General features: G+C 71.1%; 15 protein-coding genes. 2 read left to right on the top strand and 13 right to left on the bottom strand.

Translation table 11 applies throughout. The features are described from left to right. Window positions 1-399: 399 nt before the first annotated feature. From dxs to SLW55_RS19485, 8 genes are all read right to left on the bottom strand, one after another. Window positions 400-2,313: a 1-deoxy-D-xylulose-5-phosphate synthase gene (dxs, locus tag SLW55_RS19450; protein WP_267099246.1), complete on the bottom strand. Its 1,914-nt coding sequence runs from the start codon at window positions 2,311-2,313 to the stop codon at window positions 400-402. 150 nt (window positions 2,314-2,463) lie between these two features. Further along, window positions 2,464-3,123: an HNH endonuclease gene (locus tag SLW55_RS19455; protein WP_026143548.1), complete on the bottom strand. Its 660-nt coding sequence runs from the start codon at window positions 3,121-3,123 to the stop codon at window positions 2,464-2,466. 112 nt (window positions 3,124-3,235) lie between these two features. Continuing rightward, entirely contained in the window at window positions 3,236-5,020 is a 1,785-nt protein-coding gene (locus SLW55_RS19460) for an acyl-CoA dehydrogenase C-terminal domain-containing protein (RefSeq protein ID WP_017910880.1), read from the bottom strand. 103 nt (window positions 5,021-5,123) lie between these two features. After that, window positions 5,124-5,771 (bottom strand): response regulator transcription factor, encoded by a 648-nt coding sequence (locus SLW55_RS19465; protein WP_017911263.1) that lies wholly within the window; start codon window positions 5,769-5,771, stop codon window positions 5,124-5,126. Window positions 5,772-5,859: 88 nt separating this feature from the next. Beyond that, window positions 5,860-6,579 carry a sensor histidine kinase gene (locus SLW55_RS19470; RefSeq protein WP_017915806.1) on the bottom strand — a complete coding sequence of 240 codons (720 nt, stop codon included), beginning with the start codon at window positions 6,577-6,579 and terminating at the stop codon, window positions 5,860-5,862. Beyond that, window positions 6,576-9,812 carry a serine/threonine-protein kinase gene (locus tag SLW55_RS19475; protein WP_267099245.1) on the bottom strand — a complete coding sequence of 1,079 codons (3,237 nt, stop codon included), beginning with the start codon at window positions 9,810-9,812 and terminating at the stop codon, window positions 6,576-6,578. The genes SLW55_RS19470 and SLW55_RS19475 overlap by 4 nt, the downstream gene beginning before the upstream one ends. Continuing rightward, a complete protein-coding gene (locus SLW55_RS19480; RefSeq protein ID WP_267099244.1) occupies window positions 9,809-10,660 on the bottom strand; it encodes an FHA domain-containing protein in 852 nt (283 codons plus the stop codon). The genes SLW55_RS19475 and SLW55_RS19480 overlap by 4 nt, the downstream gene beginning before the upstream one ends. Before the next feature lie 46 nt (window positions 10,661-10,706). After that, entirely contained in the window at window positions 10,707-11,534 is an 828-nt protein-coding gene (locus tag SLW55_RS19485) for a DUF6689 family protein (protein WP_223875751.1), read from the bottom strand. A gap of 243 nt (window positions 11,535-11,777) precedes the next feature. Here SLW55_RS19485 and SLW55_RS19490 point away from each other — a divergent pair, with 243 nt between their 5' ends. Then, the gene (locus tag SLW55_RS19490; RefSeq protein WP_017912698.1) at window positions 11,778-13,181 is read left to right on the top strand and encodes a S8 family serine peptidase; all 1,404 of its coding nucleotides are present in this window, start codon (window positions 11,778-11,780) and stop codon (window positions 13,179-13,181) included. Between the two features lie 632 nt (window positions 13,182-13,813). Next, window positions 13,814-16,294 (top strand): S8 family serine peptidase, encoded by a 2,481-nt coding sequence (locus SLW55_RS19495; RefSeq protein ID WP_152240180.1) that lies wholly within the window; start codon window positions 13,814-13,816, stop codon window positions 16,292-16,294. A gap of 302 nt (window positions 16,295-16,596) precedes the next feature. Here SLW55_RS19495 and SLW55_RS19500 read toward each other — a convergent pair whose 3' ends face one another. The 5 genes from SLW55_RS19500 to SLW55_RS19520 all read right to left on the bottom strand — a co-directional run bounded on the left by SLW55_RS19500 (window position 16,597) and on the right by SLW55_RS19520 (window position 21,214). Further along, complete coding sequence (locus SLW55_RS19500) at window positions 16,597-17,595, bottom strand: HlyD family secretion protein (protein WP_043092294.1); 999 nt, start codon at window positions 17,593-17,595, stop codon at window positions 16,597-16,599. An 8-nt stretch (window positions 17,596-17,603) separates the two neighbouring features. Beyond that, window positions 17,604-17,810: a DUF1656 domain-containing protein gene (locus SLW55_RS19505; RefSeq protein WP_017909051.1), complete on the bottom strand. Its 207-nt coding sequence runs from the start codon at window positions 17,808-17,810 to the stop codon at window positions 17,604-17,606. Then, on the bottom strand, window positions 17,794-19,962 hold the full coding sequence (locus tag SLW55_RS19510; RefSeq protein WP_267099243.1) for an FUSC family protein: 2,169 nt from the start codon (window positions 19,960-19,962) through the stop codon (window positions 17,794-17,796). The genes SLW55_RS19505 and SLW55_RS19510 overlap by 17 nt, the downstream gene beginning before the upstream one ends. Further along, a complete protein-coding gene (locus SLW55_RS19515) occupies window positions 19,959-20,456 on the bottom strand; it encodes a MarR family transcriptional regulator (protein WP_267099242.1) in 498 nt (165 codons plus the stop codon). Before SLW55_RS19515 ends, SLW55_RS19510 begins: the two co-directional genes overlap by 4 nt. Window positions 20,457-20,737: 281 nt before the next feature. Further along, window positions 20,738-21,214 (bottom strand): LEA type 2 family protein, encoded by a 477-nt coding sequence (locus tag SLW55_RS19520; protein ID WP_320745582.1) that lies wholly within the window; start codon window positions 21,212-21,214, stop codon window positions 20,738-20,740. Window positions 21,215-21,446: the final 232 nt, after the last annotated feature.

The following is a 21,446-nucleotide window of genomic DNA, read 5'->3' on the forward strand; positions in this document are numbered from 1 at the left end:
CTAGGGCGTGTCATCAATTCCCGAGTATGCCGCGTTGGGTCTGGCAGGCGCGCGGCCGGCGGTGCGTGGCGCAGCGCCTGACTGGCCGTCAGGTCAAGCCGCGCGGCGCCGGCCGCGCGCCTGCCAGGCCCAACCCGAAGGGCCGCGATTGCGCGCGCCCATGGCCGCGTCATCGCTCGGGCGTGGACGGACGTCCACTTCCTCGCTCTTCCTTGCCACAGGCGCGCGCAATCGCGGCGCGGCATGCTCGGGGATTGATGACACGCCCTAGGTCACGCGCTGGAGACGCCGGCGCAATCGGAAGCGGCATGAGGCGCATCGAGAACCGTGCGCAATGCCGCAAGCAGGCACGGCATGCGCCAACCGCCATGCCGTTGCTCTGCTCGCAATCGCGACGGGTCAGCCCGCCGCAGTGCGCGGTGCGCTGGCGTTGGTGCCCAGCTGCGGCCAGTGCTTCAACACCGCGGCGCGGATGCCGGCGGCGTCGATGCCGGCTTCGGCCAGCAGTTGCTCGCGGCTGGCGTGGTGCTGGAACGCGTCGGGCAGGCCCAGGTGCAGCACCGGGCGCAGCACGCCTTCGGCGTTGAGCAGCTCGGCCACGCCGGAACCGGCACCGCCGGCCACCACGTTGTCCTCGATGGTCACGAAGCCTTCGTGGCTCTGCGCCAGCTCCAGCAGCAGGGCGCGGTCCAGCGGCTTGACGAAGCGCATGTTGACCACGCTCAGGCCCAGCTCGCGGCCGACCTGTTCGGCCGCCGCCAGGGTCGCGCCGAACGCCAGCAGCGCCACCGTGTGTCCCTGCGCGCGCACTTGCGCCTTGCCGATCGGCAGGGGCTCCAGCGTGGTCCCGGGGGCGACCCCGGGGCCGGTGCCGCGCGGGTAGCGCACCGCGGCCGGGCCGGCATGGCGCAGGCCAGTGCTGAGCAGTTGCCGGCACTCGGCTTCGTCGGCCGGCGCCATCACCACCAGGTGCGGCACGCAGCGCAGGAAACTCAGGTCCAGGTTGCCGGCGTGGGTGGCGCCATCCGGGCCGACCACGCCGCCGCGGTCGATCGCGAACAGCACGTCGAGCTGCTGCACCGCCACGTCGTGCACCAACTGGTCGTAGCCGCGCTGCAGGAAGGTGGAATAGATCGCCACCACGGGCTTGGCGCCGTGCACGGCCATGCCCGCGGCCAGGGTCACCGCGTGCTGCTCGGCGATGGCCACGTCGAAGTAGCGCTGCGGGTATTCCTTGCTGAAGCGCACCAGGCCGGAGCCCTCGCGCATCGCCGGGGTGATCGCCAGTAGCGCCGGCTCGGCCGCGGCCATGTCGCAGATCCAGTCGCCGAACACGTCGGTGTAGGTCGGCGCCTTGGCGCCCGGCTTGGCCACCAGGCCCTTGCTCGGATCGAATGGGCCCACGGCGTGGTAGCCGATCTGGTCGCCCTCGGCCAGTTCGTAGCCCTTGCCCTTGGTGGTGATGACGTGCAGCAGCTGCGGACCCTTGAGGGTCTTGAGCGTCTTCAGCGCGCCGAGCAGCGCCGGCAGGTCGTGGCCGTCGATCGGGCCGGTGTAGTGGAAGCCCATTTCCTCGAACAGCGTGGACGGCACGAACATGCCCTTCCAGTGCTCTTCCCAGCGCCGCACGAAGCGTGCGGTGGGGTTGCTCTTCTTGTCGCCGAGGATCTTCTTGCCGCCCTCGCGGATGGCGTTGAGGGTCTTGCTGCCGCTCATCCGGCCCAGCATCTTGGTGACCCCGCCGACCGCCTCGGAGATCGACATGCGGTTGTCGTTGAGGATCACCAGCAGGTTCGGTTCCGGGTCCATGCCGCCAGCGTGGTTCAGCGCTTCGTAGGCCATACCCGCGGTCATCGCGCCGTCGCCGATCACCGCCACCACCTTGCGTTCGTCGCCCATGCGCTGCAGCGCCACCGCCATGCCCAGCGCGGCCGAGATCGAGGTGGAGGAATGGCCGACGCCGAAGGTGTCGTACTCGCTTTCCTCGCGCTTGGGGAACGGCGCCACGCCATCGGCCTGCTTGACCGTGTGGATGCGGTCGCGGCGCCCGGTGAGGATCTTGTGCGGATAGGTCTGGTGGCCGACGTCCCACACCAGTTGGTCGACCGGTGTGTCGTAGAGGTAGTGCAGGGCGACGGTGAGTTCGATCACGCCCAGCCCGGCGCCGAAATGGCCGCCGCTCTTGCCGACGCACTCGATCAGAAAGGCGCGCAGTTCCTCGGCGATGGCCGGCAGCTCCGATTCATCGAAGCGACGCAGTTCGGCGGGGACCTGGATGCGCGAGAGGCGCGGATAGCGGGTGGGGTCGATCATCGGAATGGAGGTTCAGCGGACCTGTCATTTTCCTCTCCATTCCGGGCACGCGCAATCAACCCGTTCAGTCGCGGGCGCGTGGATGGCCGGTTTCGGCCGGGGTGCGGCAATCCGTCGCAGCGGGCGTGACGGCGGCGTGAGGTCGCGCGGCTACAGCGAGAGCTTCGAGCGCTTCGGCAACTGCGCCTTCAGGAACGACATCTGGTCGGCCAGGATATTGCGGTTGGACAGGATCAGATGCTCGATCCAGCTCGGCCGGTACGGCACGGCCAGCAGCGGCATCGACGCCTGCTGCGGGGTGCGGTTGCCCTTGCGCGAATTGCAGTGGAAGCACGCGGTGACCACGTTCTCCCAGATGTCGCGGCCGCCCTTGGACACCGGCAGCACATGGTCGCGGGTCAGTTGCGGGCGGCTGAACTGCTGGCCGCAGTACAGGCACAGTTGCGCGTCGCGGGCGAACAGCGCGGTGTTGGTCAGGGTCGGGGTGGGGTCGAGCGCACGCGCATGCGCGTGGCCGCGCGCGGCGATGATCGGGTGCAGCTCCAGCACGCTGCGCTCGCCGCTGGCGCGACAGATGCCACCGTGGATATGCAGGCACGGCTCGCCCAGGGTCCAGGCGACCGCGCCGCGTGCGTACAGGCAGGCGGCGTCCTGCCAGTTGATCCAGTCCAGCACGCGGCCATGCGCGTCCAGCGACAGCAGCCGGACCGAAGGCAGGTGGGAAGGGGACGCCGCAGGCGACGGGACCGCGGCCGAGGCGCCGCAGGCCCCGGTATCGATCAGACCAAGCGTTGTTGTGTCTGTCTCCATCGGGAAGACAGCTTATACCCGATTGGTGACGGTTTGTGTATCGGCCGCGGCGGGCCGTGCGGCCCCGGCACGGCGTGCATGCCGGGGCCGCGTCCGGACCTGGATGTGCGACTCAGAACTGCGCGTCGGCCAGCGTCATCAGCGGCGCGGCGCCGCTGTCGATGGCCGCGGCGTGGGTCAGCGTGCGCGGCAGCAGGCGGGCGTAGTAGAAGCGCGCGGTCTCGCGCTTGGACTGCTTGAACGCCTCGCCATGCGCCGAGGCCTCGGCCGCGGCGACGCTGCGCGCCCACCAGTAGGCCAGCACCACGTAGCCGGAATAGAACACGTAGTCGTAGCTGGCCGCGCCCAGTTCCTCGGGATTGCCGGCGGCGCGCTGCAGGATGCGCTTGGTCAGCGCCGCCCACTCGGCGGCCTTCTCGCGCAGCGGCGCCACGAATTCGGCCACCGCCGGGTTGTCGGCGTGCTCGGCCAGGAAGGCCTCGATCTGCGCCAGGAACAGCTTCAGCCCGGCGCCCTGGCTGGACGCGGTCTTGCGCCCGATCAGGTCCAGCGCCTGGATGCCGGTGGTGCCTTCGTACAGGGTGGTGATGCGGGCGTCGCGCGCCAGTTGCTCCATGCCGTGTTCGTGGATGTAGCCGTGGCCGCCGAAGCACTGCAGGGCGTGATAGGTGTTCTCCACCGCCCACTCGGTCTGGCAGGCCTTGGAGATCGGGGTGAGGAAGCTGACCAGCACGTCGGCCTGCTCGCGCTCGGCCGGGTCCTGCGCGCTGTGTGCGATGTCGATCAGGGTGGCGGCGTGCAGCGCCAGCAGGCGGCTGCCTTCGGTCAGCGCCTTCACCGTCAGCAGCATGCGGCGCACGTCCGGGTGCACCAGGATCGGGTCGGCCGGCTTCTCCGGCAGCTTGGCGCCGCTCAGCGAACGCGACTGCAGGCGCTCGCGGGCGTAATGCAGCGCGTTCTGGTAGGCGCGCTCGGACAGGCCGATACCCTGCAGGCCGACGCCGAGGCGCGCGGTGTTCATCATGGTGAACATGGCCTGCAGGCCCTTGTGCGGCTGCCCGACCAGGTAGCCCTCGGCCCCATCGAAGTTCATCACGCAGGTGGCCGAGCCGTGGATGCCCATCTTGTGCTCCAGCGAGCCGCAGCGCAGCGCGTTGCGCTCGCCGACGCTGCCGTCGCGGGCGACCTTGAACTTCGGCACCACCAGCAGGGAGATGCCCTTGGCGCCGGCCGGCGCGTCCGGCAGCCGCGCCAGCACCAGGTGCACGATGTTGTCGGTGAAGTCGTGCTCGCCGGCGGTGATGAAGATCTTGGTGCCGCTGACCGACCAGCTGCCGTCGGCGTTGGGTTCGGCACGGGTCTTGAGCAGCCCCAGGTCGGTGCCGCAGTGCGGTTCGGTCAGGCACATGGTGCCGGTCCAGCGGCCATCTACCAGCGGCTTCAGAAACACCTCCTGCTGCCAGGCCTCGCCGTGCTGCTTGAGCGCCTCGACTGCGCCGTGCGACAGCAGCGGGAAGTTGCCCCAGGCCAGGTTGGCGGCGTTGACCATTTCGTTGAGCGGCACGCCCAGGGTGTGCGGCAGGCCCTGGCCGCCGAACTCGGCGGCGGCGGTCAGCCCGGTCCAGCCGCCCTCGGCGAACTGCCGGTAGGCCTCGCGGAAGCCGGGCGCGGTGGTCACCGCGCCGGTGGCCTTGTCGAGGGTGCAGCCGTGCTCGTCGCCGACCCGGTTCAGCGGCGCCAGCACGGTGCCGGTGAAGCGCGCCGCTTCCTCCAGCACCGCATCGATCAGTTCGGCATTGGCGTCGGCATGGCCGAGGCGGGCGAACAAGGCCTCCACCTGCAGCACGTCGTGCAGCGCGAAGCGGAGATCGGTCAACGGGGCTTGATAGGTGCTCATGCGATCGCTCGTGACGAGGGCCGCGGCGCGGCCGAGGCGCCCAGGATACTATGGCGTATGGAGTATGCGCAGCCGCGCCGAACTGGCCGGTGCGCGGTGCCGTTCAGTCGAGCAGGCCGTGGCGGACCGCGTAGCGCACCAGTTCGGCGGTATTGCGCATGCCCAGCTTGTTGAGCACGCGGAAGCGGTGGTTCTCGGCGGTCTTGACGCTGATCTGCAGCACCCGCGCGATCTCCTTGGTGGTGCGGCCCTCCACGATCAGGTGGAACACCTCGCGTTCGCGCGCGGTCAGGCTGCGGTAGGGATCGGGCGGCAGCGCCTGCGGCTGCTGCATCTGCGCCACCAGTGCCTGCGCGGCCTGCGGCGAGAAGTGGCCGCGGCCGGCGTGCAGGTTGCGCACCGCGGCGATCAGGTCGGCACTGGCGCTGTCCTTGAGCAGATAGCCGGAGGCGCCGGCGCGCACCGCGTGCAGCACGTATTCGTGTTCCTCGTGCATGGTCAGCACCAGGATCCGCGCCAGCGGCACGGTCTCGCACAGCCGCCGGACCACGTCGATGCCGTTGAGCCGCGGCATCGAGATGTCCACGATCGCCACATCCGGGCTGGTCGCCTCGGCCTTGGCCAGCGCCTCGATGCCGTCGGCGGCCTGCGCCACCACCTGGATGCCGTCGATCGCGTCGAGCACGGCGACCAGGCTTTCGCGCACCAGGGTGTGGTCGTCGGCGATGAGGACCCGGATCGGCGCGCTCATGCCGGTGCGCTCCAAGCGCGCCGACAGGCGGGATGTCGCGGCGTGTGCAGCGTCGCGCGGGTGTCGGGGCGGGGCAGGGCGATCACGTTCAATCGGCCTCCAGCGGGACCCGGATCTGCACGCAGCAGCCCTCGCCAGGGGACGATTGCAGGCGCAGGCTGCCGCCGCTCAGGCGCAGGCGTTCGCGCAGGCCGCTCAGGCCGCTGCCGCCGGCCACCAGCGCCTGCTGCGGGTCGCAGCCGCGGCCGTCGTCGAGCACCTGCAGATGCGCCCAGCCGTCGCGGGCCACCAGCCGCAACAGCACCGACTGCGCAGCCGAGTGCTTCAGCGCATTGGTCAGCGCTTCCTGCGCGCTGCGGAACAGCAGGGTCTGCAGCGCTTCGTCCAGCGTCGGCAGCGGGCCGATCTCGACGCTGACCGGGGTGGCGCCGGCGGCGGACTGGCTGCGGCCGAGCCAGCCCAGCGCGGCTTCCAGTCCCAGGTCGTCGAGGATCGGCGGGCGCAGCAAGCGCGACATCTGCCGGGTGTCTTCCAGTGCCTGCGTACACAGCTGGATGGCGTCCTCCAGCGGCGCGCGCAACGCGGCGTCGGCCGCGCCGAGCGCCGCGCCCAGTTGCGCCAGCCGGTGCTTGAGCACGGTGAGGTTTTGGCCGACGCCGTCGTGCAGCTCGCGCGCCAGGCGCCGGCGTTCGTCCTCCTGCACCTTGACCACGGCGCGGCCGAGGCGGCGGAATTCGCGTTCGTTGGCTTCCAGCCGCTGCAGCAGCAGGCGGTAGCGTTCGGCGGCGGTCGTGGCGGCGTCGTTCATGGCGTGGTCTGTGCGCGCGCGACAGCGGAACCGTCGGTGGCCTGCGCCGCGGCGCGGCGGGCGCGTTGTGCGGCGGCGTGGTCGCCGAGCGCGTCCAGGCGCTGCGCGGCCTGCGTGTGCAGGGTGGCGGCGAACAACGGGCTGCCGCGCAGCAGCAGGGCCTGCGCCTGCGCATAGCGCGCCGCGACCTGGTCGGCCGCGCCGTAGCGCAGCGCCTGCTGCAGATAGCGCAGGCGCAGCCCGGCATTGCCCAGGCGGGCGACGTCGCCCTCCAGCGCGGCGAGCGCGGGTTCGTCGTGCGCCGCGTGTACCTGGACCTGCAGTTGCAGCAGGCGGGTGCCGCTGGCGCGTGCCAGCGCCTCGGCCTGGCGCAGCGCGGCGGCGGCCGCGGCGTCATCGCCGTCGCGTTCGGCCAGTTGCGCCTGCAGCAGCGCCGCACTCGCGCGCTGTTCGCTGGACACCGAGGCGGGCGCTTGCTGCTGCACCTGCTGCAGCGCCAGCCGCGCCTGCGCCGGGTCGTCCAACGCCAGCCACACCTGCGCGCGCAGCAAGGCGATGTCGGTCTGCCCGCGCTGGTCGCGGCTCTGCTGGAACAGCCGCTGCGCCTGGTCCAGTTCGGTCAGCGCCACCGCGCGCTGGCCTTGCCAGAACGCCAGTTCGGCCAGGTTGCGCCGGCTCACCGCCACTTCCTCGAGCATCTGGTGGCGCTCGGCCTCGCGCAACGCTTGGCTCAGCAGGGTCTGCGCCTGGGTCCAGTGGCCGCGTGCGGTGGCCAGCAGGCCGAGATTCTGCGCGGTGCGCACGCGGCCGGTGGCGTCGTTGAGGTCGGCATAGGCGCGCGCGGCCTGTTCCCAGAACGCCTGCGCGCTGTCCAGGTCGCCCAACTGGAAATGCGCGAAGCCGATGTTGTTGAGCGTCTCGGCGACGCCGTGCGCATCGCCGATCGCGCGCCAGGCGGTCAGCGCGCCGCGGAACGCCTGCAGCGCCTGCGGATAGTCGCCGCGCTCCTCGGCCAGCAGGCCGAGTTCGTTGGCGGCGGCGGCCTGACCGTCGCGGTCGCCGAGTTCGACGTACAGCGCCTGCGCCTGCTGCAGCTTTTGTTCGGCCTCGGCGAAGGCGCCGCCGATGCTCAGCGTGCCCGCCAGGTTGCGCAGGCTGGTGGCGACGCCACGGCGATTGCCGACCTGCCGGCGCAGCTCCACCGCGCGCAGGTACTGCGCCTGTGCCTGCTGGGCCAGGCCGAGCCGGCCGTAGCCCACGCCCAGTGCGTTCACCGTCTCCGCTTCGCCATAGAGGTCGCGGCCGCGGCGGAACAGCAGTTGCGCGCGCAGCAGGTCGTCGTCCACCGCGGTGGCGGCGTTGCCGCTGAGGATCGCCAGCTTGCCCAGCGCCAACCACAGCCGCGGGTCGTCGGGGTCGCGCTGCGCCAGCGCACGCAGGCGATCGCGTGCCGCGTCCAGGTGGCCGGCCTGCGCCTGGATGCGCGCGACCTGCAACTGCACCTCGCTGTCGTCGGGCCGGGCCGTGGCCAACGCCTGCCAGGCGCTGTCGGCAGCGGCGAGATCGTCTTCGGCTTCCAGGCGCAGCGCCGCCAGCAGGGCCAGGGTGCGCGGCCGCGCCGGCGCCGCAGGCGCGCGCGCATCCAGCGCCTCGCGCGCCTTCTGTTCTTCGCCGATGGCTTGCGCCGCGACCACCTCGGCCAGGCGCAACGGCGCGGACTGCGGCGCCTGCGCGCTGGCCTCGGCGAACTGCTGCAGTGCCTGCGCGCTGTCGTCGCGCTGCTGCGCTGCCAGGCCGCGCGCATACGCCTGCAGCGCGGCGGGCGCGGGCAGGTCGTCGGGCAGGGTGGCGCCTTCGCCGAGCAGCGCCCTGGACGCGATCGGCAACCAGGCGGCGTAGGCCGCGGCCGGATCGGCGGCGGTCGGTCCGTCGATGCGTTGCGGCGCGCCGCTGGTCGGGTGCAGCAGCGCCTGCAGGCGCCAGCCGGCGCCTTGGTGTTGCAGGCTCGGCTGCAGCACGCGCTGCGCCGAAGCGAGCCGGCGCAGCGCCGCCACGTCCAGCGGCGCCTGGCCGGTGGGGTCGTACTGGCGCAACGCCTGCCGGGTGCGCGCGTCATCGACCACGGTCAGCGTTTCGCCGAGGCTGCCGCGCAGCCAGCTGCCGAGCGCCAGGCGTTGCTCGGCGCTGCCCGGGTCGCCGGCCAGTGGCAGGACCAGCAGGCGCGGCAGCGGTTGCGCGGCGACCACCGGCGGCGGGGCGCTGGCGCGTTGCGCCTGCCACTGCCAGGCACCGACGCCAAGCAGGGCAACACCGGCGAGCGTCGCGGCCAGGCCCAGGCCGAGCCGGCGCCAGCGCCGGCGATCGCGCGGCAGTTGCCGGCGCTCGATCGCCACGATGACCTCGCCGGCGTGCTGCAAGCGGTCGCGCGGCTGCGGGCGCAGCAGCCGCTGCAGCAACCGCACCAGCCAGCCCGGCACGTCCGCGCGCAGCCGGTCCACCGGCGGCGGCTCGCGCAGCATGCGCTGGGCCAGGGTCTCGGACAGGGTGCCGCCGGCGAACGGCACCTGCCCGGCGAGCATTTCGTAGAGGATCAGGCCCAGCGCGTAGAGGTCGCTGCGCGGGTCGAGCGCGTCGCCGCGCGCCTGTTCCGGCGACAGGTAGGCGGGCGTGCCGATGACGTTGCCCAGGGTCGCGCCGAGACCGCTGCTGGCCATCGAGCAGGCCACGCCGAAGTCGCTGATCAGCGCATCGCCGCCACGCTGCAGCAGGATGTTGGCCGGCTTGAGGTCGCGGTGCACGACGCCGCGCGCATGCGCCGCCTGCAGGCCGCGGGCGATGTCGCCGGCGATGCGCAGGGCGGTGTCGACGTCCAGCCGTTCCTCGCGCTGCAGCCGCGCCTCCAGCGACTCGCCGTCCACGTAGTCCATGCTGATCAGCCAGCGCCCGGCGTGTTCGGCCAGGTCGTGGATGCGCACCACGTGCGGGCTGGACACCTGCCGCGCCAGCAGCAGTTCCTGGCGGAAGCGGGCGAACGCCTGCGGCCGCTGCGCCAGCTCCGGGCGCAGCAGCTTCACCGCCACGTCGATGCCCAGCGCCTGGTCGTGGGCCAGGTACACCAGGCCCATGCCGCCGATGCCGAGCAAACGCTCGATGCGGAAGCGGCCGGCCAGCACGTCGCCCGGGGTCAGGCTCTCCTGCGCGTAAAGGCCGGTGGCGGTGGCCGCATCGCTCATGCCGGCCCAGGCCCCTGTTCCGCACCGGTGTCGCGCAGCGCCTGGCGGGCGGCGATCCACAGCGCGGCGCGCTCGCAGAAGGCCTCGAGCAACTGCATGTCCAGCGCGCCGATGGCGCTGCCGGCGCGGCGGCTGTCGGCATAGATCGCGCCGAGCACGCGGGTGCCGTCACGCAGCGGCAGGCACAGCAGGGTGCGCAGGCCGGCGGCGCAGACCGAGGCGCGCTCGGCCAGCCACGGCACGCCGCCGACGTCGTGGGCCACGGTGGCCTGGCCGTCGCGCAGGGCGCGGTGCAGGGCGCCCTCGCTGCCGGGGAGGCTGTGCTGCAGCGGCAGCGGCCCGATCCCGTGGCTGGCCGCGACGCGCTGGCCGTGCGAATCGGCCAGAACCAGCAGGCCGCGTTCGGCCTGGGCCAGTTCGACCACCGCGTCCAGGCTGGCGCCGAGCAGATCGTCGAGTCCGCCGATCTGGGCGAGCCCTTGGGTGAGGGCGGTGGCGCGATCGCAGCGGGCGCGCTGGCGGCGTTCGGCCAGGTCCGCATCGGCCGGGCTGAGCGGGGCGAACTCGGCGTAGATGTCGCCAAAGCGCAGCCAGGTCGCGGTCTCCAGCGCGATCGGCGCGGCCACCCGCACGCCATCGCGGTAGCTGCCGTTCTTGCTGCCCAGGTCGTGCAACTGCCAGTGGCCGTCGGCCTGCGGCTGCAGTTGCGCGTGCCAGCGCGACACCGAGGGGTGTTCCAGCGCCAGCGCGTTGTCGGCCGCGCGGCCGATCGCCAGGGTCTGCCCGGCGGCGAGCAGCAGCGTCGGTGCCGGCGCGTCGGGCAGGTAGGCAGTCAGGCGCGCGGGCATCGCGGCGTGTCCTCCGTCGCGGTGGGTGCGACCGGTCCCGCAGCGCTCAAGGCGCGTAGAGACGTTGGTAGTCGATGGAGAAGCGCAGCGTCGCGGCGCCGGCCAGCAGTTCGCCGGCAGGGTTGCCTGCGCTCATGCCGGCGTTCCAGGTTTGCGCGATGCCATGGCCGGCGCGCGACGATACCTGCTCGCGGAACCCGTCCAGCGCGACCGTAGCAGCGGTGTAGTCGGCATTGGCCAGGGCGCTCTGTACGCTGTTCAGCATCGCGGCCAGCGGCGCTGCCTCACTGGCGGGCAACTGCGCCACCAGCGCCTGCAGCCGGCTCAGCTTGGCGGCCACCACGTTGGCGGTCGGGCGCAGGTCGTGGAGCACGATGAACTGCGAGAAGCCGCCGGTGGTGCCGCGGGCGCGGACGCTGCCGGGGGCAATTTCGTCGGTGATGTCGCGGAAATCGCCGCCCTCCGGGGCCTTGAACAGGCGCAGGGTGCTGTCGGCGGTATAGGCCAGCGCATGGGTGTGCAGCTCCACATGCACGACGCGCCGGAACGTCAGGCCGCCGCTCGGTGGCGGTGTCACCGTGATCAGCAGCGGCAACTGCGACGGCACCTGGCCGGTTTGCGTGCTGGGCAGCCGCGGCAGCAAGGCCGTGACCTGGGCCGGGGTCAGCAGTTCTGCGCTCAGGCCGAGGTTGGCCGGGCTGAGACCGCTGGCGTTGTCGAACTCCAGCGTCAGTTCCGCGAGCGGGTGCGGGCCGGCGCCGATTGCCGCCGTCGCCACATTGCCGCTCACGTCCACCTGCACCGGCAGTGGTTGCGCGGCGAGCCCGCCGCACGCCGCGACGGCGCAGAACAGCAGGCAAACCCTTGCGAACATCGTGTGCATCTGAAACCCCCTGTTGCATGTGCCGGCACTGCGCACCGCGCCTGCGTTCCGCCCGGCACCGCGGCGCGCGGCAGCGGCCTTCGTCCCGATCATACCGATCCGTACGGGCGATGCACGCGGCCCTGGGTGTTTCCACCCACGTGCAGTAGGGGCGATCCCGGATAGGCGCCACCGCGCGGCCGCGTCAGGCTGCAGTCACCCGCCCGTCCCGGGCCCACCAACCGGAGATTCCAGATGCCCATCCGTCGTCCCGCACTCGCCATCGGCATTTGCGCCGTGCTCGCCAGTGGCGTCTTCGCTGGCGGCAAGGCCGAAGCCGCCGCGCATCTGGACAGCCTGCTGGAGTCCAAGCTGGCCAGCACGCCGCTGACCGACGAGTTGCAGATCGTCATCACCTACAAGCAGTCCAAGCCGGTTTCGGCGGCGCAGCTGACCGTGTTGCACGACCTGGGCATCACCCGCGGCGTCAGCATGCAGACCCTGCCGATCGCCGGTGCGCTGGCCACGCCGGAGGAGATCCTGGCGCTGGCCGAGCGCGACGACGTCGCTTCGATCTACTACAACGCCCCGCTGCGCTACTTCAACCAGGACGCGCGCCAGGCCACCGGGGTCGACCGCGCGCAGAGCAATCCGGGCGACTTCGGCCGCACCGTGCCGTACACCGGCCGCGGCGTCGGCGTGCTGATCAACGACTCGGGCATCGACGCCACCCACCGCGACCTGGCCTATGGCGACCGCGTGGTGCAGAACGTGCTGGCCAACACCAACCTGCACAATCTGAACTCGATGCTGCCGGTCACCTACCTGGAGGGCGTGCCGAACACCGATGCCGGTTCCGGCCATGGCACCCACTGCGCCGGCACGGTCGGCGGCAGCGGCGCGCAGTCCGGCGGCAAGTACCGCGGCGTGGCGACCGGCGCCAGCCTGGTCGGCTACGGCTCCAGCGGTGTGCTGCTTGTGCTGGATGCGGTGGGCGGCCTGGACTACGCGGCCTCGCACCAGAACAGCTTCAAGGATCCGATCCGCGTCGTCAGCAACTCCTGGGGTACCTCCGGCAAGTTCGACCCGGCCGACCCGGTCAACGTCGCCACCTACGAGCTGTACAAGCGCGGCATCGTCAGCGTGTTCGCCGCCGGCAACGACGGTCCCAAGGAGGACACCCACAACCCGTATGCGCAGGCGCCGTGGGTGATCTCGGTCGCCGCCGGCAATGTCGACGGCACGCTGGCCGACTTCTCCTCGCGCGGCAAGGCCGGCGAGCGCGATACCTTCACCACCGCCGACGGCAAGAGCTGGACCCACATCAACCAGCCCAGCATCACCGCGCCGGGCGTGGATATCATCTCCACCCGCGCCTCCACCGGCCTGTTGCCGCCGCTGGCCGCGCAGAAGGACGAAAAGCTGATCGCGCCGGCGCAGCTGCCGTTCTACACCACCATGAGCGGCACCTCGATGGCCACGCCGCATGTGGCGGGTGTGGTGGCGCTGGTGCTGGAGGCCAATCCGAACCTGACCCCGGACCAGGTCAAGGACCTGATCGAGCGCACCGCCACACCGATGGCGGGACGTGCGTCCTGGGAAGTGGGCGCCGGCTATCTCAACGCCTACTCGGCGCTGCGCGAAGCCAGCAAGAAGTGACCGGATCGGGCGGACGCCAGCGTCCGCCCGATCCGCTGCAAGCGCAGTCGACCGCCGTGTCGGTGCTTGCGATGCAGTCCGGAGGCCGCCGTTCTTCGACCAAATGAAGCGCCGTCCGATCGACTGATGTCGTTGACGTTTTCGCGGTTGCCTTCGATCACGCTGTCGCCGTTCGGCGGCGTGGTCGGCAGCCACCGCGATCCCCCGTGCTGGACGTGCGGGGTTCCACCGCTCCCCGGAATGGCGTCCGGGAATCGGAATGGGCCCCGCACGTCCCGCATTCCTTTCGGCCGCACCGCGCGCCGATGCGCCGGATCGGGCACGCCGCTCCCGCCCCCCTGTTTTTGCCGCATGTCGGCGCCCTCTGCCTGCAATGCACTCTGTTGCCGTTCCAGCCGCGGTGTTCGCTGGGTCGGGTGGCATGCCCCGGCGTGTGGCTCGCCGTGCAGTGCCGACTGCCGCGAGCGGCGACAGGGGAGCGCACCCTCCAATCCCGTGGTAGTTGCATGCGCCGCGGCTGAGTGTTTCCACCCGGCCGGCCTGGGTGCGATACCGGATTGGCCGCGCATCGGCGCGCCCGGCACGCTGCGGTGGCCGCCCGCTACGGGCTTCGACGATCCGGAGATTCCGCAATGTCCATTCGCCGTCCCGTTCTTGCCGTCGGTATCTGCGCCGTCCTCGCCGGCGGTGTGTTCGCCGGCGGCGACGCCCTGGCCGCCGCCCATCTCGACCAAGTACTGGAAGCCAAGCTCGCTGCTGCGCCGGCCGGCGACGCACTGCAGATCGTGATCACCTACGATCAGTCCGGGCCGGTCTCGGCCTCGCAACTCACCGCGCTGCATGCGCTGGGCATCACCCGTGGGATCACCATGCGCACGCTGCCGATCGCTGGCGCGCTGGCCACGCCTGCCGAGATCCGCGCGCTGGCGCAGCGCGACGACGTCGCCTCGATCTACTACAACGCACCGCTGCGCTATTTCAACAAGGAAGCCCGCGAGCTGACCGGCGTGGACCGCGCGCAGGGCAATCCCGGCGATTTCGGCCGCGCGCTGCCCTACAGTGGCCGCGGCGTCGGGGTGATGATCAACGACTCCGGCATCGATGCCACCCATCGCGATCTCGCCTACGGCACCCGCGTCGTGCAGAACGTGCTGGGCACCACCAACCTGGCCAACGTCGATGCGATGCTGCCGATCACCTATGCAGAGGGCGTGCCCAATACCGACCTCGGCTCCGGCCATGGCACGCACTGCGCCGGCACGGTCGGCGGCACCGGCGCGCAGTCCAACGGCGCCTATCGCGGCGTGGCGACCGGCGCCAGTCTGGTCGGCTACGGATCCGGTGCGGTGCTGCTGATCCTGGACGCGGTCGGCGGTCTGGATTATGCGGCCACGCATCAGTTCAGTTTCAAGGATCCGATCCGCGTCACCAGCAATTCCTGGGGCTCCTCCGGCAAGTTCGATCCGCAGAATCCGGTCAACGTCGCCACCTACGAGCTGTACAAGCGCGGCATCGTCAGCGTGTTCGCCGCCGGCAACGACGGCCCCAACGAGGACACCCACAATCCGTACGCGCAGGCGCCGTGGGTGATCTCGGTGGCCGCGGGCGAGAAGGATGGCACGCTGGCCGACTTCTCCTCGCGCGGCAAGCGCGGCGAGAGCGGCAGCTTCACCATGGCCGACGGCAAGACCTGGACCTATCTCAACGAGCCGACGATCACCGCGCCCGGCGTGGACATCGTCTCCACCCGCGATTCCACCGGCGCGTTGCCGCCGCTGGCCGCGGACAAGGACAGCAAGCTGATCGCCCCGGCGCAACTGCCGTTCTACACCACCATGAGCGGTACCTCGATGGCCACCCCGCACGTGGCCGGCATCGTCGCGCTGCTGCTGGAGGCCAATCCGGACCTGACCCCGGACCAGGTCAAGGACCTGCTCGAACGCACCGCCACCAACATCCCCGGGCGCACGTACTGGGAGGCTGGCGCGGGCTACGTGAATGCCTATGCCGCGCTGTTGGAAGCCAGCAAGCAGCGCAGCGGCTTCGGCAAGACGGTCAATTCCCTGCATCAGTTCTACAGCAATGCGCTGGTGCTGCCCGGCGGCAGCCAGCCGTTCGAGGTGGCGTTCTCGCCGGTGGGCACGCCGCAGACCCAGTCGTTCACCGTCGGCAAGGACGTCGCCTGGGTCAGCGCCAAGGCCACCATCGACGCCAACACCCAGGCATTGGTGCTGACCGATCCAGACGGCGTCAGCCATGGCTCGCCGGTGGCGTTGCCGTTGCTGGGCAGCACGGTCAGTGTCGGTGCGCCGGGCAAGCCGGGCACCTGGACCATCAGTGTGCGCGGCATCGGTTCGATCAGCGGCGTGCCGGTGGCGCCCAAGGGCAGCAACGGCATCGCGGCCCCGGGCACGGTGCGCGGCACCCTGGATTTCCTGCGCAGCGGCGGCTACACCGGCCTCAACGACGTCGCCAGCGGCGACCGCGATCGCGGCGCGGTGGAGTACGCGGTCGGCAACCGCCTGATGGACGGTTACGCCGATGGCTTGTTCCGCCCGCAGAATCCGCTCAAGCGCGCGGAGTTGGCGCGCTATCTGGTGATGGGTGCCGGCGTGCGCCAGGCGCTGCCGGCCACGCCCAGCTTCAGCGGGCTCGGCCGCAACGACCCGGCCTATCCGTTCGCCGAGGCGGCAGTGGGCAAGGGCGGGGTGCTGCGCGACCTGCAGCAGAACCAAGCCGCGGTGATGGGGCTGGTCGCCGGCGATTTCCGTCCCAACGACGCCGTCAGCAAGCTGCAGCTGGCGTATTCGCTGGTGCAGGCACTGGGCCTGCAGACGCAGGCGCTGGCCTTCGACGGCACGCTGTCGGTGAGCTACAACAACCAGCGGCTGCCGATCGAGGACGTGGCGGCGATTCCGAGCAACCTGCGCGGCTACGTGCAGCTGGCGCTGGATGCCGGCATCCTCAATGCGCGCTTCGCGGTGACCCAGGGGCCGCAGGACCTGCAGCCGACCCTGCATGCCTACTTCGATCCGGGCAGCACGGTGTCGCGTAGCGGCTATGCGGTGATCGCCGGGCGCTTCCTCGGCGTCAACCGGCAGGCCAAGGACTGAGGACTGCGGTGACCGCTGCGACAGCATGCGCGCAGGTGCAAGGCCTGCGCCGTGCTGGTTTGCTGCGGTAGGCGTCTGCTGCCGCTACGAGCGCGCCACCGGCAACCCGTTGTTGCCGCGGCTCGGCGGGATCTGTCCTTGCAATGTGTGGGAGCGGCTTCAGCCGCGACGCGGTGTAGCAGGAATGCGCGTCGCGGCTGAAGCCGCTCCTGCAAATGACGTTTCGTCGTTGTTGGAGCTGCCCCGAAAACCGCTCCTACACGTGAGCCCGCCTGATCGCTGGAGGCCCCATAGGCGCGGCATCAGTTTTCCCGCGGATGCACGCTGACCGTGGCGGTCATGCCCGCAGCGAGCAGGGTGCCCTGCGGCACGCTGGCCGGATCGATGCGGATGCGCACCGGCACGCGCTGCGCCAGGCGGATCCAGTTGAAGGTGGGGCTGACGTTGGCCAGCAGCGAGGTGCCGGTCGGATTGTCGCTGTCGGAAATGCCGCGGGCGATGCCCTCGACCTGGCCGTGCAGCATCAGGCCGCCGCTCATCAGGCGGATGTCGGCGCGATCGCCGACGTGGACCCGCGGCAGCTTGGTTTCCTCGAAATAGCCGTAGACCCACATCGCATCGTCGCGGACCAGCGCCAGGCGCGCACTGCCGGCCTGGGCGTAGTCGCCCACGCGCACTTCCAGATTGGTGATGTAGCCGTCGGCGGTGGCACGCACCTGGGTGCGCTGCAGATCCAGTTCGGCCAGGTCGAGCGCGGCCTGCGCCTGTTCCACCGATGCCACCGCCTGCGCCTGTGCCGCGGTGGCCTGGCCGCGCAGCGCCGCGCTGCGGTGCACGTCGGCCTGCGCCGAACGCGCGGTGGCTTCGGCGTCCGAGCGCGCTTCGGCGGAGATGACCGCGGCGGCGCGCGCGCGCCGTTCGGCCTGGGCGCGGCGCATCTGGAATTCCGCTTCGCTGGCCGCCTGGGTGGCGGCCGCCGCCGACAGGCTGGCGCCGGCCGCACGTGCCTGCGCCTGCGCGACCGCAAGGTTGGCGCGGGCCTTTTCCAGGGCCAACTCGTAGCGCTTGCGGTCCACGCTGAACAACAGGTCGCCGCGTTTGACATGCTGGTTGTCGCGCACGGCGACCGCATCGACCAGGCCGGACACGTCCGGCGCGATCCGCACCACTTCCGCGCGCACGCGGCCGTCGCGGGTCCAGGGCGAGAGCATGTAATGGCGCCACAGCGCATGCGCCAGCAGGGCGGCGACCAGCACCACGATGGCGGTCAGGGCGAAACGGATCAGGGCAGGGGTCTTCATGGCGGGACTCACGGAAGAAGGAGCAGGCCGAGCGCGGCGAAGGCGCCGACGTAGACGGCCAGACGGAACAGGGAGGGATGCCAGGCGTAGCGGTACAGGCCGGCGCGGCCGGCGACCGCGTCCAGCGCCCAGGCCACCAGCAGCAGGGCCAGGCCCAGCACCAGCAGGCCGGGCACGTATACCCCGGCGATCGAGAGTTCAGCGGGCAGCAGCATCGTCGGCTCCTGGGGTGGCGGTGGTCGGCGCAGGCGTATCGGCCAGCGCGGCGAGAACGGAATCGGCGTCGAGCAGCGCGCCGCGCAGCAGCAACAAGTGCTCGCGGGTGGGCTTCCAGCGCAGCGGTACCGCGCCTTCCACCTGGCTGGCGGCCAGCGCTGCCTCCACCCGCTGCAAGGCGTGTCGGTGCCGTTGCGGGCTGGGATCGAGATACAGATCGGCCAGCGCCTGCACGGCGGCCTCCACCGCGGTGGCCAGGGCCGGCGGCAGCGTGCCTGCGGCCGCATCGCGGCGCAGTTCGACCAGGGTGCGCCCGGTTTCATGCACCGACAGCGCCCAGCCGAGCAGGTCGCGCAGTTCGTCGCTGCCCGGCGGGGTGTGCGCGACGATCTGCTGGAACAGGTCGCGGTTGACGCTCTCCAGTTGCAGCGCCAGCCCCGGCAGCGGCGCACGCGCGGCCAGTGTGGTCTGCCGCCGCAGCCGCTCCAGCAGGCGCCGGCGCTGCCAGCGGGTGCCGATCACCGGCGGCACGAATACGAACGTCGCGCTCACCGCCAGCGTCCCCAGCAGCAGCGGCACCACGCTGTTGAAGGTGGCCGCGGCGTTGAAGCTTGGCGTCGGCTGGACCGCCAGGATCGAAACGAAGGCCAGGTTGGCGCCGGTGGCGAAGCCGTACAGCGCCGGTTTCGAGGCCAGGTACAGGGTCACCAGCAGGAACGGCAGGGTGCCGGCGACGAACAGCACATAGCCGTCCATTTGCGGCAGCACCAGCAACTGGCAGATCACGCCGAGCACGATGCCGAACACGAACCCCTTGAACAGCGAGCGCGCGGCAGCGGGTGCGTTGGCGCTGGACGACAGGATCGCGCTCAGCGCCACTGCCTGGAACACCGCGGTGGCGCCGCTGATCCAGCCGGCCTGGATCCACAGCCAGCACATCGTCGCCACCAGCAACGCGCTGCGCAGCGCGGTCAGTGCGGCCGCGGCGTAGTCGTTGCCGCGCACGAACACCGCGGTGTCGCCGCGGTCCTGCGGCGTGCGCCACTGCTGCGGCGCGACCAGGGTCGCCTCGGTGGCCACGTAGTCGTGCAGGTCGGCGAAGAACCGCTGCAGCAGCGACACGCCGGTGTCGAATCCCTCGTGCCTTGCCGCCGGCAGGGCCACGCGTGCCTCGGCCGCGCGCGTCGCCAGCGCATCGCGGCACGCCGCCAGCTTGCGCGCGGTCGCGGCCGCGCCCTCGCGTCCGCCACGATCGCTGAGCGCGGCCTTCAGCGGCCGATACAGGCCGATCAGCGCCTCGGCCACCTCCGCATCGCCGCTGCGCAGCAGCCGGTTGATGTAGTGGTGCAGCGCCTGGAAGCTGGTCGACACCGCCATGAAGCGCTGGTTGAGCAGGCGCAGGCGGCCACTGCGCACCCGTGCCTCCGGATCCTCGAACACCACCGAACTGCGCAGGTCCTCGATGGTCACTGCGTCGCGCACGAAGCGCAGGTGCGCCTGCTCCATCGCCTCGCGCGGCAACTGGCCGCCGGTGGCGTCGCGGACGAAGTCCAGGAAGCCGTCGGACGCGCGGCGCACGGTGTCGCGCAGGGTCTGGCGCAGCCGGCTGGGAAACACCACGTCGCTGACGATGCCGGTCACCAGCAGGCCCAGCACCACCTCGGTCACCCGCGCCACCACCAGGTTGAACACGTTCTGCGGCTGGTTCACCGCCGGCAGCGCGATCAGCGCCACCGTGTAGCCGGACAGCACGAAGGCATACGCCTTGAAGTTGCGGTACAGCAGCGCGCCGCCGGTGCAGGCGCCGATCCACAGCGACAGTGCCAGCACGAACAGCACCGGCTCCTGCGGGAACAGCGCCACCATCGTCAGCGCCGCGACGCTGCCGATCAGCGTGCCCAGCACCCGGTAGAAGCCCTTGGCGAAGACCATGCCGGTCTGCCGGTGCATCACCACCACCACGGTGATCATCGCGGTCATCGGCGAGGCCAGGTCCAGACGCAGGGCGATCCAGCCGGCCAGATAGATCGACAGCAGCGTGCGCAGCACGAACAGCCAGGCCTCGCCTTCGCCGCGCAAGGCGTCGGCCAGCAGGGTGCGCAGGCCTGGCGCTGCCTCGGCAGCGGCGGCGTTGGGGTGTTGCGCGCTCATGCGGCGTCCTCGACCCCGCGCAGCAGGGTCTTCAGCAGCGCCTGCAACTGCGCCAGCGCCGCCGGATCCAGATGCTGCACATACGTGTCGAGCTGGACGGAGAGGTCGGGGATCAGTGCCTCGATCAGGCGCTCGCCGGCCTCGGTCAGCCGCAGCAGCAGCATGCGCCGGTCCTCGGCACTGGGCATGCGCTGGATCAGGCCCTTGTCGACCAGCTGACTGGTCAGACGGGTGATGTTGGCCGACTTCTCGCCCGCCGCGTCGCTCAGCTGGGACGGGTTCAAGGTTCCGTCGGGGCTGGCGTCGATCATCATCAGCACGTTGTATTCGGCGTAGCTCAGGCCATAGGGCCGCAACACCTCGTTGCTCTGGTCCAGGCTGAGCTTGTGCAGCAGCTTGATCAGCCGCAGGACCAGCGCGGCTTGTCGCGGGAAGTGCGGATGCTTGCGGGCGGTCACGTCCAGGCGCTGCTCGGTGGCGGCGAAGCGGCTCATGCGCGGCTCAATGATTTGTACATGTGTAAATAATACATTTATGTATTAATTTTGCGGTAACGCCGGCTGAACGCGGCCCGCTGGAGGAGGTGTGTCTCAGGAAAAACGCGCGGACAGGCCTGCGCCGAGGGCGCAGTGCGTTAGCGTGCCGCGCGGCAGGTCGAGGCAGCGCCTGTGTCCGGTGAAGCGCAGGTCGACGCGCAGGCGCGTTTCGCGCCCCGGAAGCCGGGACGTCGCGTTAGAGCCAGGGGGACAGGTGGCGCCTCAGCGCCACCGCCGGGTCAACGCAGCACGCCGTCCAGGCCGGGCGCGGGCGAGAGCATGTTGCGGGTGTCGATCTCGAAGCTGCGCTGCTTCTTGTCCTCGGGCGTCGCGGCGATGCTGCCCTTCAGGGTGTACTCCAGGCTGCGGCGGCCGGCCAGGGCATCGGCGACGGCCATGCGCGCGCTCGAGCTGGGCTTCAGCGCGACACTCACCACGTCCGCCGTCTCCGGACCGATCGAAATGCCAGGTGCGGCCTGCAGGCTGCCGGCCGCTTCGCCGCCCACCCCCAGGTCCAGGCGCAGGGTGTCGTAGCGCATCGGAATGCTGCTGTAGTTCTGCAGGCGCAGTTCCACCTTCCAACTGCCGTCCATGTTGACCGTCAGTTGCTGCACGCTGGCGGCCGGGTCCGACACACGCCGCACGATGCCGTCGCTGCAGGCGCCGAGCAACGCGGTGCACAACACGAGCAAGCCGAGGCGGAGCGGGTGACGCATGGGCGGAATCCACGGAAAGGAAGACCGGCGAAGACTACACCACACCCCTGTCTGCCGTGGTGGCGCAGCGATGGCGAGCCTCCCCCGGACTGCGCGGGCTGCGGAAGCTGGCGGCATGCCGGCGGTCGCGCGCGTGGCGTGACGTGACGCAAGGCGGACAGCGGACACGCTCTATTGGCGCCTTCGCTTGGTGTCGAGCGCTTCCGCCACTGGAATGGCAGGCCCGCCCAAC

Origin of the sequence: Xanthomonas sp. LF06-19 (assembly GCF_034105425.1) — a bacterium.
Classification (GTDB): Bacteria; Pseudomonadota; Gammaproteobacteria; order Xanthomonadales; family Xanthomonadaceae; genus Xanthomonas_A; species Xanthomonas_A sontii.